Origin of the sequence: Pleurocapsa sp. PCC 7319 (assembly GCF_000332195.1) — a bacterium.
In the GTDB taxonomy this organism is placed as follows: Bacteria; Cyanobacteriota; Cyanobacteriia; order Cyanobacteriales; family Xenococcaceae; genus Waterburya.
Genome location: NZ_KB235922.1, coordinates 4,443,760 through 4,458,299, shown reverse-complemented (window position 1 = coordinate 4,458,299; position 14,540 = coordinate 4,443,760). Strand labels below are relative to the sequence as shown.

General features: G+C 39.7%; 14 protein-coding genes. 9 read left to right on the top strand and 5 right to left on the bottom strand.

Annotation, left to right across the window (positions count from 1 at the left end):
• Positions 1–117: 117 nt before the first annotated feature.
• A complete protein-coding gene (locus PLEUR7319_RS0124390; RefSeq protein ID WP_019507848.1) occupies positions 118–1,431 on the bottom strand; it encodes a Glu/Leu/Phe/Val dehydrogenase in 1,314 nt (437 codons plus the stop codon).
• A 277-nt stretch (positions 1,432–1,708) separates the two neighbouring features.
• Positions 1,709–1,891: a hypothetical protein gene (locus tag PLEUR7319_RS40905; RefSeq protein WP_144054371.1), complete on the bottom strand. Its 183-nt coding sequence runs from the start codon at positions 1,889–1,891 to the stop codon at positions 1,709–1,711.
• A gap of 70 nt (positions 1,892–1,961) precedes the next feature.
• Between PLEUR7319_RS40905 and PLEUR7319_RS0124385 the strand changes: the two genes are divergently transcribed.
• From PLEUR7319_RS0124385 to PLEUR7319_RS0124365, 5 genes are all read left to right on the top strand, one after another.
• Positions 1,962–2,690 carry a helix-turn-helix transcriptional regulator gene (locus PLEUR7319_RS0124385; RefSeq protein WP_202804262.1) on the top strand — a complete coding sequence of 243 codons (729 nt, stop codon included), beginning with the start codon at positions 1,962–1,964 and terminating at the stop codon, positions 2,688–2,690.
• Positions 2,691–2,850: 160 nt separating this feature from the next.
• Positions 2,851–4,041, top strand: coding sequence for a hypothetical protein (locus PLEUR7319_RS0124380; protein ID WP_019507846.1), 1,191 nt, complete (start codon positions 2,851–2,853; stop codon positions 4,039–4,041).
• A 247-nt stretch (positions 4,042–4,288) separates the two neighbouring features.
• Positions 4,289–4,657 carry a hypothetical protein gene (locus PLEUR7319_RS0124375; protein WP_144054370.1) on the top strand — a complete coding sequence of 123 codons (369 nt, stop codon included), beginning with the start codon at positions 4,289–4,291 and terminating at the stop codon, positions 4,655–4,657.
• A complete protein-coding gene (locus tag PLEUR7319_RS0124370; RefSeq protein ID WP_019507844.1) occupies positions 4,644–4,835 on the top strand; it encodes a C1 family peptidase in 192 nt (63 codons plus the stop codon). The genes PLEUR7319_RS0124375 and PLEUR7319_RS0124370 overlap by 14 nt, the downstream gene beginning before the upstream one ends.
• Positions 4,836–5,034: 199 nt before the next feature.
• Positions 5,035–5,658, top strand: coding sequence for a hypothetical protein (locus PLEUR7319_RS0124365; RefSeq protein ID WP_019507843.1), 624 nt, complete (start codon positions 5,035–5,037; stop codon positions 5,656–5,658).
• A 170-nt stretch (positions 5,659–5,828) separates the two neighbouring features.
• Here PLEUR7319_RS0124365 and PLEUR7319_RS0124360 read toward each other — a convergent pair whose 3' ends face one another.
• Positions 5,829–8,114 carry a response regulator gene (locus PLEUR7319_RS0124360; RefSeq protein ID WP_019507842.1) on the bottom strand — a complete coding sequence of 762 codons (2,286 nt, stop codon included), beginning with the start codon at positions 8,112–8,114 and terminating at the stop codon, positions 5,829–5,831.
• 277 nt (positions 8,115–8,391) lie between these two features.
• Here PLEUR7319_RS0124360 and PLEUR7319_RS42855 point away from each other — a divergent pair, with 277 nt between their 5' ends.
• On the top strand, positions 8,392–8,550 hold the full coding sequence (locus PLEUR7319_RS42855; RefSeq protein ID WP_019507841.1) for a hypothetical protein: 159 nt from the start codon (positions 8,392–8,394) through the stop codon (positions 8,548–8,550).
• Positions 8,551–8,667: 117 nt separating this feature from the next.
• Positions 8,668–11,355, top strand: coding sequence for a hybrid sensor histidine kinase/response regulator (locus PLEUR7319_RS38495; protein WP_019507840.1), 2,688 nt, complete (start codon positions 8,668–8,670; stop codon positions 11,353–11,355).
• Here PLEUR7319_RS38495 and cbiE read toward each other — a convergent pair.
• A complete protein-coding gene (cbiE, locus tag PLEUR7319_RS0124345; RefSeq protein WP_019507839.1) occupies positions 11,349–12,611 on the bottom strand; it encodes a precorrin-6y C5,15-methyltransferase (decarboxylating) subunit CbiE in 1,263 nt (420 codons plus the stop codon). The genes PLEUR7319_RS38495 and cbiE overlap by 7 nt on opposite strands.
• A 22-nt stretch (positions 12,612–12,633) precedes the next feature.
• Complete coding sequence (locus PLEUR7319_RS38490) at positions 12,634–12,981, bottom strand: hypothetical protein (protein ID WP_019507838.1); 348 nt, start codon at positions 12,979–12,981, stop codon at positions 12,634–12,636.
• 189 nt (positions 12,982–13,170) lie between these two features.
• Between PLEUR7319_RS38490 and PLEUR7319_RS0124330 the strand changes: the two genes are divergently transcribed.
• Together PLEUR7319_RS0124330 and PLEUR7319_RS0124325 are read left to right on the top strand one after the other, a co-directional pair.
• The gene (locus tag PLEUR7319_RS0124330; RefSeq protein WP_019507836.1) at positions 13,171–13,836 is read left to right on the top strand and encodes an HAD family phosphatase; all 666 of its coding nucleotides are present in this window, start codon (positions 13,171–13,173) and stop codon (positions 13,834–13,836) included.
• 25 nt (positions 13,837–13,861) lie between these two features.
• Complete coding sequence (locus tag PLEUR7319_RS0124325) at positions 13,862–14,500, top strand: Uma2 family endonuclease (RefSeq protein ID WP_019507835.1); 639 nt, start codon at positions 13,862–13,864, stop codon at positions 14,498–14,500.
• Positions 14,501–14,540: the final 40 nt, after the last annotated feature.

Sequence of the window (14,540 nt, the reverse complement as noted above, 5' to 3'; positions counted from 1 at the left end):
TAATATTCTAATAGAAGATAAATCATCAAATCTTCTTCTAGTTTCTTGAACGTGAGGTATCTCCGTCATCGAGAACAGATAAATTAGGTGAAGATTAGTAGCTTATTTCTGACTTAACTACTTATCAGTTTTAACAAAATAGTTTCTTGTTCCCTTGGCATCTAAGGCTGTTCCCAAGCGGTTAAGAGCATTCACATAAGCCGCAGTTCGAGCATCGATTATTAAATCCTTGGCAATAGTCCAAGTATTTTCCGCTTCCGCCTCCATCTTTGCTTTGAGGCGTTGATTAACTTCTTCTAAAGTCCAATACCAACCGCTACGGTTTTGTACCCATTCAAAATAACTAACCGTAACTCCCCCCGCGTTAACCAAAATATCAGGAAATACATATATTCCCTTTTTTCCGAGAATTTTATCCGCATCAGAGCTAATTGGACCATTGGCTACTTCAAAGATATATTTAGCTTTGATATCGTCTGCATTATTTGCTGTGATTTGATTTTCTAATGCTGCCGGGATTAAGACATCCACATCTAAAGCGAGCAATTCTTGATTAGAAATAACTTGATGTTCCACGATGCTGCATACACTGCCTTGGCAATATACTGCTTTCATTTCTCGACTCTGGTTTTTATGTTCTCTTACGCTAGCAATATCTAGACCCTGAGGTGCATAAATTCCGCCTTTGGAATCACTGACAGCAACTATTTTGTATCCTGCCTCAGCCAGAAAACCGGCTAACGCTGAACCTGCATTACCAAAACCTTGAATGGCAACGGTAGTTTCTTGGGGATTTAACTGAAATTTGGGTAACATAGTTTGAATGACGATAAATGCCCCCATTGCCGTAGCTGTATCTCTACCATTACTACCCCCTAAAGAGAGAGGTTTTCCTGTTACCACGCCCCGACATAGTTGACGCTGAATAGTGCTATATTGATCCATCATCCAACCCATTATAGTTGCATTAGTGTAGACATCAGGAGCCAGAATATCTGTATCAACACCTATAGCATCGGCGATCGCGTCTATGTAACCGCGACTTAGTCGTTCTAACTCCGCCTTGGATAATTCTTTAGGATTAACGGTAATGCCTCCCTTGGCACCACCGAAGGGTAAATCTAATAAGGCACATTTAAAAGTCATCCAAAAAGCTAATGACTGTACCTCATCTAAACTGACATTAGGATGATAACGAACTCCCCCTTTACCCGCACCTCTAGTATCGTCATAACGAACACGATAGCCAGAAAATACTTTTAATCTACCATCATCCATCCGTACGGGAATAGATACACTAAGACTTGTTTTCGGATGCTGTAGACGAGCGATCGCGTCTTCAGAAATAGTTACGTGTTTTAAAGCCTGTTCTAATCTTTTACTCGCATCAGATAGTAAAGAAGGAACTGTTGAGTTGCCTAAGTTTTGCATTTCTATCTCCTAAGTCTGTCGCTCAGTATTCTTCTAATCTAAGTGTTGATGACCGCTTATCCCGAAGATTGTGCTTATTTTTTAACTTTTTAGATTTAAATCTTAGTCTAATCTCAATTTTATCCACATCAAAGTCGTTAATTAGCAATTGAATCGCTGATACTGTTCATAATCAACCTTTGTAACATTTAAGTTTGCACACAAGTTCCTCACGTTTTTTGTTTAGTTTAAAAGAAGCAGTTAAATAAGAACAAAAAATATAAATCCGAACGTGATTCTAGATATCATTTTGAATCACGTACAGAGTGTCTTTTTCTGGTAAAAGTTTTAAGAAAGTGAGTCGTGTTTCGACGGAGAGAGTGCTAATGACTCCTTCCAGAGAAAGCATTTTTGGCGATGAATGTTGAGACGTGAGATGAGAAAACGTTTTAGATCCATCTCCTGAAACAGAATTTGTCACAGATTACCCCACCCTAAAACAACGAGACCTGCTGTGACTGTTGGTGAATTTTGAATAGCGGAGAAACCTAATGTTAGCAAAACAAAGGATGTCATTGAGTTGCGTAGCGAAGCCATGCCGTCAGGCTTATCACCATAATTGGAACAAATGCGATCGCTGTATCCTAAATTTAGTCCGTCAATATTTAATGCAGACAGATGAAAATACTTCTAAATTTAACGAAGAGCGACAAGGGCTGACACAACTCAAGCAAGTGTTCGATCAACTTGGTGCGATTATTGTGACACCCGATGGGCAGGTGCAGTTTATGACTCAACGAGGAGAACAACTGCTGAGTCGGTATTTTTCTCTTTACGATCCACATTCATTGCCAGAACTATTACAATCTTGGTTCAAGCATCAGATTTCACTACTCATTTCCCACAATGATGTTCTATGCCCCCGCTCTCCCTTGTACATTGAGCAAGCAGGAAAGCGGTTAAGTGTTCACATTATTTCCCAGTTAGTCGGTGAAGAATATCTCGTGCTACTAGAAGAACAAGAACTTGAACCTTTCTCAATTTCTTCTTTGCAATTACTAGGACTAACTAAACGTGAGGCAGAGGTCCTTTTTTGGGTTGCTAAGGATAAAAGTAATGCCGCGATCGCCAAAGTGTTGGGTTGCAGTAAAGGAACGGTGCGAAAACATCTGGAGCATATTCACAGGAAACTGGATGTACAAACTCGCACAGCTGCTGTGATGGTCGCCCTGAAAAAGTTGGGACTGCTAAATGGGCTGTTTGTTGCAATTTCTACATAATCCTATACGCAGATCGTCGTATTGTTTTCAACATTTATGTTGAGGATTATATAGATAGATGATTATGTACATAATCGACTTATGAGGATTAATCTTAGCAGAAATTTATCCTCTGGTTACCAAAAAATTTTATGAGTTAAACTAATTTGCGAGGTGCAAAATGAGTAACGGACGAGATGAATACGATTCTTTCGAATCTCCTCCTGAAGTCGCACAACAGGAGATAGAAGACGAATTTGAATTTGAAGAAGAGATAATGGCTGAAGGGGAAGAAACCTTTGAAGAAGAAGATGCTGATGCTGACCTTGAATCTGAAGATTTATATTTTGGTTTCGATGATAGCATACTTCAGATGAAGGGAGACATTGAGACTTGTTTAGCCCAACTCACCTCTGAAGAAGAAACCGCTGAAGCTGTTGATGCCGAAGCAGCAACTGAAGGGGCTAACAACATTGTCGGTGTAGGTTTGGGTGTAGCAGAAGACGATTTCTCTCCTGGTCTAGCCCCTGGTGTTCCTGCCCTAAATATCTATGTAGCCGAGGCTATTTCTGTTGAAGAAGTTAAATCGCTTCTGGTTGATTCCATGGGGGTTTCATCCGCCAGCAGCGACGACATTCCTGTGAACGTAATCGTCACAGGTGTGATTGAAGCACAGAACCATCGTCGTAAATATCGACCCACTCCCTGCGGTGTCTCGGTTGGGCATTACAGGATTACTGCAGGAACCATCGGCTGCTTAGCTCGTGGACGGCGTTCTCCTAGGGACAAACGCCTCTTAATGCTTAGCAATAACCACGTCCTGGCTAACTCAAATAATGCCAGAATTGGCGATTCGATCATCCAACCAGGTCGAGCTGACGGTGGCCGTTCTCCTCGTGATCGGGTCGCCATCTTAGAGAACTATCGCAAAATTAACTTTAGTGGTGGGGCTAACTACGTTGATGCAGCTACAGGATGGTGTTGGCCTAGTCGAGTTCGTAAAGAAGAGCTTTATGAAAAAGGTGGACGTAATTTCCTCTATCGCATTAGTAGGCGTTTGGTTAGATGTCGTAAGAACCAGGTAGTTGGTAAGTCTGGTCGTACCACTGGTCTAACTCGAGGGCGAATTATCGATTGTAATGCAACTATCCGCGTCAACTATCGCCCAAGAGTGGCTCTATTTAGAGACCAAATAACTATTCGTGGTATTGGAGGCAAATTCAGTGATGGTGGTGATTCTGGTTCCGTAATTTGGACTTGGGACCGTCGGCGCAACCCAGTTGGCTTACTGTTTGCTGGTGGCGGTGGATTGACATTCGCTAACAAGATGACTCGAGTTGTGAGAACACTTGACATCAATCTGTACACATAGTGTATAACTTATTCTCTGGCATAACTAAAAGCTTACCTGAGAATAATAGCAAGTTAGTTGTGAGCTGTAAAGTCAGCTCACAACTAACCTTAAGCAAACTATACCTATAACCTCTTTCCCTGACAACACAAATCGGTTACAGATTAGGTGTAAGATCTGAGTATTAGATCCGAAGACAGGAGTAGACAAGCTGTCTTGTAAAATCATGCAGATTTCCCTATTATGGATATTATGACCGCCTGTGATTGTGTTGTGTCTATTACTCAATGGCTGTGCTGAGGTAACTATGAGTAACTCACCTGATACCCTTGATAATTTTGAGAGTCCGCCATCTTCAGATTTGCCTGCTGACATGATGGAAGAAGCATCGGTGCCCTACAGCGGTGAGGAGGAGCAAGCAGTGACCGATTCAAATGTTTTGCGCGTTAAACAAGCCTACGAATCTCAGTTACTTGAGATTAATGGGGTTATGGGCGTCGGTATTCAGCAAAATGAGCTTGGCGACGAAGTAATTTGGGTTTATCTCCGAGATGAGGCTGTCCGCCCCCATGTTCCGAGTGAATTGGAGGGGATATCGGTGGTAACAGAGGTTACTGGAGAATTTGAGGCTTACTGAGCTGAAGCCATTAGAAACTGTTAGGGGAGGACACGCGATCGCCATTGTGGGATATAGTGCCGACAGATTCATTATCCGCAACAGTTGGGGAACTTCTTGGGGAGATCAAGGATATGCTTATGCGTCTTATGATTATGCCGAAGCAGCCTTAGATGAAGCTTATGGTATTTCAGTTTAGGAAGTTAGGTTGTTCTTCATGTTGATCAATTATTTTAAAAACTGAGGCTACAGGAAGAGCAAGACTAGAACTTAAGCAACAGCGATCTTGGGCAGGCGATCGCTCAATTATCCAGCAATTCAATGTGACAGTCCAAATCGAGAATTAGGTCGATTAATCAGGAGAATTAACTTAATCAGTCTCCTAGGAAGATAGTGCTATGAAAAGTAAAGATGAATATCCAGCTAAAGACCCTAGAGAAATAACTTTTAGTCAGCTTATTAATAGTTTTTCTAGGATTAAAATTAATGCTTTGTTATATCTGACAGGTATTTTCTTGGCATATTCGGTTGCTCTATTTCAATTAGGTTGTCTACTCCAAAAACAAACCACGGCAATCACTTTACGCAAACCATTTGAAATGTATCTCAATCTAGATCGAGACAGTTTAGATGAACTGAGAGACAATTCTAGTTTAGAGTTGACAAAAGTTTATCTTTTGAAGGGGGAGCCCGAATTCCTTCATGACCCTGAGGATCGTGCCCTGTTAGAAGTTCGTAGAATTAATAATAATTACAGTACAGTACCTCTGGGGAATATTATTGCTCAGAGAGGAAAGATTCTGGACATGCCGAAGATACCTCGTTTCTTTTCCTTGTCAGCTGCGTATGCACAGCAAGATTTTGAATGGTATGGACACGAAAATAACTATCAATTTCGCGAAGAATTTATCGATAGGCATACGATCAGAAGATATTATGATGATGGCTGGGTTTTAGAATATAAAATTGATGAACAAGGTCGTTCTATTCAATCCACTTTTAAATGGATAAAAAGACGTTAATTTTTTATCATTTCAGGAAACCAGTGAACTGACTAAACTTAGAAGAGTGTTGTTGATTGGTCCAGATGAAATGGCTATCGAGTCTTTTTTCATAGCTAGAGTAACCAAATAACCTTATTAGAGCCTATGGTTGATAAGGTTGCTTTTGTTGAGTGTTAAATTCTCAGCAACTAATTCTGCTCGCAGGCCTGATATAAAGCAGGCAAAGTTTTACCATCTGTGGGAAATTCAGCTACCGCATAGTTGCAGGAGACTTGAAAACGTTCTCCCTCCAGGGAAGTAAAGATTTGCTTTCTTAAAATAGTTAAAATTTCTGTCAAGTTTTCAGCTCCTTGATTTTTGTTGAGATTGGGAATACCGATAATAAAATCACCATTTCCCCAATAGCTAGTTACCTCTTGATTACGAAAAGCAGCTTGAATAACTTTTCCCCATTGGGCTAACACGCGATCGCCTATTTGATGACCATATTGAAGATTAATTTCCCTTAATTCAGTTATCTTTAATACGACTAAACAAAACGGTTGGCTAATCTCTCCAGCTTGTTGTAACAATATTTCGATTTCACGACTACTTTGAGGACGATTTTTTAATCCTGTTAACCTATCTTGAGTGGCTAATTTATGTAATAGTCGGCTACGATCCAAACGGTTATTAATCCTGGCGATTAACTCAGCACCAACAACTGGCTTAGATATATAGTCATCTCCACCTACTTCAAATACCTGCTGGATCGTCTTAGGATCCTGGCGTGCAGTCAGAAATAGGGTGGGTAATTCCTGCCAATCTGGGTCGCTACGAAGAGCTTGACATAATTCGATGCCATTGATTTCAGGCATTTCGATATCAAGGATTAATAGATCTGGATGAGTTGATTGTAAAACTTCCCAGAAGCGTATCGGCTCAGCTAAGGTGGAAATCTTCATGCCCCAAGGCTCTAAAATTGAACTGAGCGCTGCCAGAAAAACTAGATCATCATCCACAATTAAAATAGATGCGATCGCCGATTGACTACGTTCTAATAATTGGTTCGTAGTTTGCCAGACTAAAGCAGAAGTAGTTGGTTTGACTAAAAAGCCGCTCGCCCCAGCACTAGCAACTTTAACTCGATTGGCTAAATTATCGGCAATAGAGAGAACCAAGGTGGGAATAGCTGGAGTGCGGGCAGTTAATTCGGTAATTAAGGATAAATATTCAGGTTGTTGAGGCACTGTTTCCGTATCAATGGCGACTAGATAGGGAGAATTTGTTTGCAACCATCTCCTAGCTAGTGCCATGTTATCTACCTGATGCCAACCCATACTTTGAGCTTTTCCTAACTGTTGTAGTTCTGAACTCAATTGATTGTCAGTAGAGATTAATAATAATTTTGGTATCTCGATTGAAGAGCTTTCAATTAAAGTTTCATCTAATGCTAACAAGCTATTTAAATCTGCTACTAAAGAGAGCAATTTTTCTTGTTGCAGAGCATCTAATGCTTGATTATCTCGAAGTAAAGTTTCTATTTCACGGGAGATCTCTGTTCCGGCATCTCGGTCAAACATCCCTAAAACTCCCGCCAATTTATGGGCAGCTTGTTGAGCCTTGTGGGATAAATCAGGTGTTAATTCCCCTTTTTCCAACTTAGATGCAGTTGTTTGCAAAATATTCATTCTTGCCGCCATTTTATCTTGATATTTAAGCCACATCTGTTCCATCTTCTGATTAAATTCTTGCTTAATGGAACTAGAATGAGACTGGTTTTGATTTAAATGAGCGGTTTGTTTAGTGTTGCGGGATTCAGAAACTTGGGGATTAAGCCGATAACCGATACCATAAACGTTCTCAATCCAATTGACTACTCCGGCTTTTTTTAACTTTTTCCGTAATCCTTTAATATGTGCTTTGACGCTTTCTTCTAGTGGCGGATCGTCATAGGTCCAAATTTTATCTAAGATTTGTGAGCGGCTAAATACTCGTGCTGGATTACGCAAAAATAATTCTAAAAGACTATATTCTTTAGCGGTGAGTTTAATTGGCTGTTGCTGATAGCAAACTTCGCAACTACTAGGATCTAAAGTTAATCCATGGACATCCAGAACAGCAGTGGGAATAACTTCTCCACGGCGAGATAGAGCTCTGACTCGCGCATTTAATTCATCCAAATCCAGAGGTTTGGTTAAATAATCATCTGCTCCGGCATCTAATCCCAGAATCCGGTCTTGAGTAGCATTTTGGGCTGTCATTAAGAGAATAGGCGTAGCACAGCCTTCAGAACGCATTTTTTCACACAGACTGACCCCATCTAATCCTGGTAAATTGACATCTAGCAGGATTAATTCGTATTCTCCACTTTGGACATATTCCCAACCTAATTGACCGTCTTCGGCTATATCTACTATGTGTCGCTGACTGCTAAGGGAACGTTTGAGTACTGCTACTAAAATTTCGTCATCGTCAACTACTAAAATCCGCATCGTGCGATCGCCCTTCTTTAGACTACTTACTCGACTAATATCATGAAATTAACTAGGGAAGAACTAGGGAAGAACTAGGGAAATTTTCCTAGCATCACCCCTACTCCCAAAATTCATCCCCAGTTATTCTCGATTTGATTTTAGTTTAATAGTTAGTTAGAGCAAAACTGTATTTATCAAAACACATAACCAGAAAATTTAAGGTTTGGGTAGCTAAATATTAATTCGATTTTGTAGCAATTAGTAGTTAATGTAACTAGTTATCAAGGTGAATAAAATGAAAATTCAGTGGCACAAACTAGTTTTTAAAGTTTTACTTTGGATATCAGTAGAAGTTGTTTTCAACTTTATAGGCATAGATGATTTAGCCGACTATAGCGAATTTTTATTAATGCCAAAAGTTATAGTACAATCAGAACGCTCTGTTGCAGGATAATAATCGATTATGTCAAAATCAAACTGATATTCATCTTACTAATATTCCAGAGTCTCAGTCTCAGATAAAAACCAGATAGAGAACTATGCATACTAACATCTGTTAAAATCTTTCACTATGCCATTTAAGACGCTTGGGCGTAAGATAGGCAAGTCTTATCGCAACCTTTCTCTACAAAATATTATTACCATTCCTTTTCTGCTACACATATTTCTGACTGTAGGATTGGTAGGTTATCTGTCTTGGAGAAATGGAGAACAAGCAGTCAACAATGTTACCCGTAAACTTAGGAGTGAAGTCACGGCTGGTGTAGAAAAGCATCTGGAAAATTATTTAGCGATACCTCACATAATTGTTCGACTAAAACAAAATGCTATCAAACTAAAAAAAATATCTATTGCTGATTTTTCTGATGCACAACAGGATTTTTGGTCAACTATTCAGTTGTTTGATTCTGTACGGGCAATTTATATGGGAAATCAGGCGGGAAAATTTATTTATCTTAAGCAAGAAGACGGTAAATTTTACACTAAAGAAGTAACTAAAGTTCCTGAACGCAAAACTTACAGTCTGGATCGTTTAGGTCAAAAACAGAAATTATTAGAAGTTGATGAATTTGACCTCAGACAACGTCCTTGGTATATCAATACACAACTGACTCAGGAGAATAATTGGAGCAAAATTTATACTTTTACTGGTGGCGAATTAGGTATTACCGCTGCCGGTTTTTTACGAGATAGTCAGGGTGATACCCAAGGAATAGTTGGTGTCGATCTAATTTTGAGTGGGATTGGCAATTTTCTCCAAAAAATAGAAATTAGTGAAAATGGTCAAATTTTTATTTTGGAGCGGAATGGTTATTTAGTAGCTACTTCTAGCAATGAAAAACCTTTTATCTACGATTCAGTGGAGAGAAAAGAAAAACGTTTACGAGCTATTGATAGTCAAAATTTATTGATTAAAGCTACATCTGAATATATAACCCAGCATTTTCGCAGTTTATACAACATAGATCGTCCCGAACAGCTAGATTTCAGATTAAAAAGCGATTCCCCGCAGGATAAGCTGGGCTCAATTACGACGCTCAGCACCAGAGGCGATCGCCAGTTAGTTCAAGTTTTACCCTATCAAGATGAGCTGGGCTTAGATTGGTTAATTGTAGTGGTCATTCCAGAAGCCGACTTTATGGCAGAAATTAATGCTAATACTCGTAACACTATTTTGTTATGTTTACTGGCTTTAGTCATAGCGACTCTTTTTGGTATTTACACCTCTCGTAGAATTGCTCAACCAATTGCTCATTTAAGTCAGGTAACTAATCTGGTCGCTCAGAGTGCCCAAGCCAGAAAAGCAGGGACTGATTTTTATCCTGTAGTTCAAGCCAAAAGTATCCGAGAATTAAAACTTTTGGCACAGTCTTTTAACGAGATGGTGCTCCAGCTCAAAGCAGCATTTAAAGATTTAGAAAATACCAATGAAAAACTAGAAAATCGGGTTAAACAAAGGACGGAAGCCTTGAAAATCGCCAAAGAGGCTGCTGATGCGGCAAACCGTGCCAAGAGCGAATTTTTAGCCAATATGAGCCATGAACTGCGAACACCTCTTCATGCTATTTTGGGTTTCACTCAAGTATTTTTACAAGATTCCCAACTTAACCCACAACAGAAAGAAAACCTGGCAACTGTTAAACGTAGTGGAGAACATTTACTGGTTTTAATCAACAACATTTTAGAGATGTCCAAAATAGAATCAGGTGCGGTTTCAGTCACAGAAAAACCGTTTGATCTACATCTTTTATTGGAAAATTTAGCCAAAATGTTTAAGTTGCGATTGGATGCGCCTCCTCGTAGAGGGCGATTACCCGCAGGGTACGATTCGCGATTGGACTCCGTCCAGGCTCCGCGATTGGGCTCCGCCCACCGCCAGAGGCGATTGGACTCCGTCCAGGCTCCGCGATTGGGCTCCGCCCACCGCCAGAGGCGATCGCAGAATACAAGTCTAGAGCTGATTTTCGATTTAGCTTCTAATTTGCCTCAGTATATTCAAACTGATCCGGTTAAACTACACCAAATTCTGAGCAGTCTGATTGAGAATGGCATTAAATATACCGAGAAAGGAAGAGTAACTCTTAAAGTAGAACCAATAATCGATCGCTCTTCGGCGAGCGGACAACCCATGGCTAAATCTAGCTTCAGAGGAATGAGTTCTGCTAATATGCCTCCGAAAAACCCGACCCCCAATATAAGTAAGCTCGTCTTTACAGTCGAAGACACTGGTGATGGAATCTTAGCATCAGAACTAGAATCAATTTTTGCTCCTTTTACCCAAACTAAACAAGCTATTGCTCAAGAAGGAACTGGATTGGGGTTGGCTATTAGTCAGAATTTTGTCCGCCTGTTAGGAGGAGAAATTAACGTTAGTAGTACTGTCGGGCAAGGAGCAAAATTTGAGTTTCAAATTCCCATTAAAGTAGTCGATCGTAGTCAGTTGGAAACGAATTCTACTGCTCAAGAGTTAATCGATAAAATCGATTCACTTTTCCTGAAACAAGACCAAGAGCAAAATGTAGCTTCACAAAAATATTTACCGCCAGCAATCGATATATCTGTTTTGGCAAGTATGCCAGCAGAATGGCTCGCAAATTTGCGGCAAGCTGCGATTGAAGTTGATGCAGATATGATTGAGCAACTGATCGAACAAATTGACTCCAGTAATATTTATCTAGCACAAGAACTAACTAGAATGCTCAATAATTTTGAATATGATGAGATTATGGAATTGACTGAGTTAGCCGACAATCATTGAGAATTATTTCTCGTAGCGGTGATGATTGTAACTGGGTTGAGGGGAGTAAAACGAGTTAGATGTTGTACTGGTGTGGAACGGGCTATTTGTAGTTGCAATAAGCGATACTGCCAAGAATTACTAGTCAACCAACCCAGGGCTTGATAACTATGTTCGATGGTAGCAAAAGACATTACTATGACCCCCTGATCTACAAGTTTTTGCTCACAGACGTTTAGAATATCAACTAAATTACCACCACTTCCCCCAATAAATATGCGATCGGGATGGGGTAAATTGATTAGTGCTTCTGGAGCTTTGCCATAAATATTGGTGATGTTATTCACCTCAAACCGTTGACAGTTCTGAGTAATTAAAGTTGAACCCATACTAGTTTTTTCGATCGCCAGGATCTGAGAACTGGGACAAAGCCGAGCCATTTCTATTGATACCGAGCCTGTTCCCGCCCCAATATCCCAAACTGTTTGGTTAGATTGCAGTGATAACTCTCCCAAGATAGCCAGCCGAATTTCCTTCTTGGTAATTAAACTGGGGCGATCGCTAAAACTCAAAAAACTACTATCGGGTATTCCGATTAGAGGTAAGTTGTTCAGTTCTAGATGATTAGTTTGCTCCTGACGTAAGAGAACTAAAACGTTTAATGCGGCAAAGTTATCTCGATCTAAATTACTTAATTGAGGAACTTGCTCAGGAGGAAAATGGCTGATTTGCTCTGTTGAATCTCCTAAGTTTTCACAAATATTAAAAGAATAGCTAACAGGTAAATCTAAAGCTAATAATAAACGAGCGATCGCAGCTGGATGATTGAGGCTATCGGTTAATACGGCAATCTTTGCTTGTCCCTGCTTCAAGAGTTTAACTAACTCATCGGTACTGCGTCCATGCGCACTGCATAAGTGTACATCTTGCCAAGGGATTTTTAAGCGGCTAAAAGCTAGCTGTACTGAACTAAAGTGGGGATAAAACTGTATTTCTGCCGCCGGAAAGTTAGCTAATAACAAACGTCCCAAACCAAAAAAAAGTGGATCACCACTAGCTAGAATGACAATCGAATGATTAGCATCAGCGAGTCGTGCGATCCGATCTATCCCCGTCTTGAAATTAGATAGAGCTATTTTGGCTGCTGGGTGGTCAGAAAAATAATCTAGATGGCGATCGCTTCCCGCCAAAACAGTCGCCTGTTCTACTATTTTTCTCGCAGATGCAGTTAATCCTTCTGCACCATCTAATCCAATACCAACTACAGCGATTACCACTATCTCGAATCAGAATTAGCTTTTAATTAGACTCAGAACTACTATTAAATAGGCGATAGCCTACATATAAGATAAAGCCAATAACCCCAATACTGAGTATGCTGCTAACGACATGCAGCACGGCACCTAAAATGGAAAATGTTAGCCATACGCCACCGATAGCTACTGTAGCCTTGCCGATTTTAGGTAAACTTTTAAACCAAGCCTTACCAGACTCAATCCAGCTTTGCATCTGAGGTGAAGGATTAATTTCAACCTGGGGAAAAACTGTCTTCGTGCTAGACTCTTGAGAATCAGCAGTAGTTTTCTGATTTATTTCTGCTTCCATTTCTTCTAGCTTACTTTTTAAATCACGCTCTGAAAAACTCATGATTATTCAACTCTTGCTTGGGGTAATTGCTCCTTTTTTTTAGAGTAGCAAACATTAGCAGTTAGAGTTTGTCGAGATTCTACTCCACAACCCATCAGTCATAATACCGAAATATAGCTAACAAATATATAGAAATGTTATCTAATAAATGTTAAGAGTAATTAAGGACAAAAACTTGGTGTGGGCTTAATGTTAGAAGCAATATTATTTGATTTAGATGGCACTCTTGCCGATACAGACTCTATTCACTTTGCTGTTTGGCAGGACATATTAGTTAGATTCGAGCTGGATATTGATCGCGCTTTCTATCAACAGAGAATTTCTGGTAGAACCAACTCTAAGATAATTAAAGATATTATTCCTCAGCTATCCCTAGAAGAGGCTTGGAAGCTAGCTACAGAAAAGGAAGAAACTTTTCGGCGTGTTGCTAATTCCTTACGACCAACTCCTGGTTTAGATCGGTTAATTTGTCTCATAGAAAATACATCGATTAAAAAAGCCGTTGTCACCAATGCACCCGAAGATAACGCCACTTATATGCTCAAAATATTGCGTTTACAGGGTACCTTCCCCACTGTAATTATGGCTAAAGACGCACCACCAGGAAAACCCGATCCTGCGCCTTATGAATTAGCTTTGAGTCGCTTAAGGGTAGCTAGTCAAAATGCGATCGCTTTTGAAGATTCGGCTGCTGGTATTCGCTCCGCAGTTGGTGCAGGTATTTATACTATTGGTGTGACTTCCAGTCATTCTTCAGAATATCTAATTGATGCAGGTGCCAGTATGACTATTAAGGATTTTAATAACGAACAATTATGGCAACTACTAGACAGTGAATGTCAAGCTGTTAGTTAAGTAAGAAATTAATGTTTAACAAGTAATGCAAATAGCCCTAGAAAAAATTGTTGTCAAACCAGGTCAGCAATTATTATTACAAAATATTAGCTGGCCAGACTTTGAAGAGATTTTGGCAGACTTAGGAGAACAACGTAGTTCCAGAATCTCATACAGCAATGGAGTTTTAGAAATAATGGTTCCCTTACCAGAGCATGAAAAAGATAAAGAGATAATAGGGGAAATAGTCAGGATTTTACTAGATAAATTAGAAATTGATTTTGAACCATTAGGTTCGACAACATTTAAAAACGAACAAATGACTCAGGCCGTCGAACCTGATGCTTGTTTTTATATCAAAAATTATCAAGCTGTTATTGGCAAGGATAAATTAGATTTAAGTATCGACCCTCCGCCAGATTTGGCAATAGAAATAGATATAACCAATAGGACAAAATTAGACAATTATTTATTGTTAGGAGTTTCAGAATTGTGGCGTTATACCAGAAAAGGTTTTCAAATTAATTTGTTAGCGGAAAACCATTATCTAGAATCACAAATGAGTCCTAATTTTCCGAATATTCCTATCGTTGAGCTTATTGAATTCCATGTCAAACAAGCTCAAGCTGAAGGCAGAAATAAAGCAATTAAAGCTCTCAAAAAATGGGTCAACCAAAATCTTTGAGTACATCAAAAATTTAGACCAGCTCAATAAACTTTCCAGC

Coding starts and splice junctions, on each gene's coding strand:
- PLEUR7319_RS0124380 (WP_019507846.1), top strand. CDS start 2,851: ATGAGTAACGGACGAGATGAATACGATTCTTTCGAATCTCCTCCTGAA.
- PLEUR7319_RS0124385 (WP_202804262.1), top strand. CDS start 1,962: ATGTTAGCAAAACAAAGGATGTCATTGAGTTGCGTAGCGAAGCCATGC.
- PLEUR7319_RS0124360 (WP_019507842.1), bottom strand. CDS start 8,114: ATGCGGATTTTAGTAGTTGACGATGACGAAATTTTAGTAGCAGTACTC.
- PLEUR7319_RS0124365 (WP_019507843.1), top strand. CDS start 5,035: ATGAAAAGTAAAGATGAATATCCAGCTAAAGACCCTAGAGAAATAACT.
- PLEUR7319_RS42855 (WP_019507841.1), top strand. CDS start 8,392: ATGAAAATTCAGTGGCACAAACTAGTTTTTAAAGTTTTACTTTGGATA.
- PLEUR7319_RS38495 (WP_019507840.1), top strand. CDS start 8,668: ATGCCATTTAAGACGCTTGGGCGTAAGATAGGCAAGTCTTATCGCAAC.
- PLEUR7319_RS0124390 (WP_019507848.1), bottom strand. CDS start 1,431: ATGCAAAACTTAGGCAACTCAACAGTTCCTTCTTTACTATCTGATGCG.
- PLEUR7319_RS0124330 (WP_019507836.1), top strand. CDS start 13,171: ATGTTAGAAGCAATATTATTTGATTTAGATGGCACTCTTGCCGATACA.
- PLEUR7319_RS0124325 (WP_019507835.1), top strand. CDS start 13,862: ATGCAAATAGCCCTAGAAAAAATTGTTGTCAAACCAGGTCAGCAATTA.
- PLEUR7319_RS38490 (WP_019507838.1), bottom strand. CDS start 12,981: ATGAGTTTTTCAGAGCGTGATTTAAAAAGTAAGCTAGAAGAAATGGAA.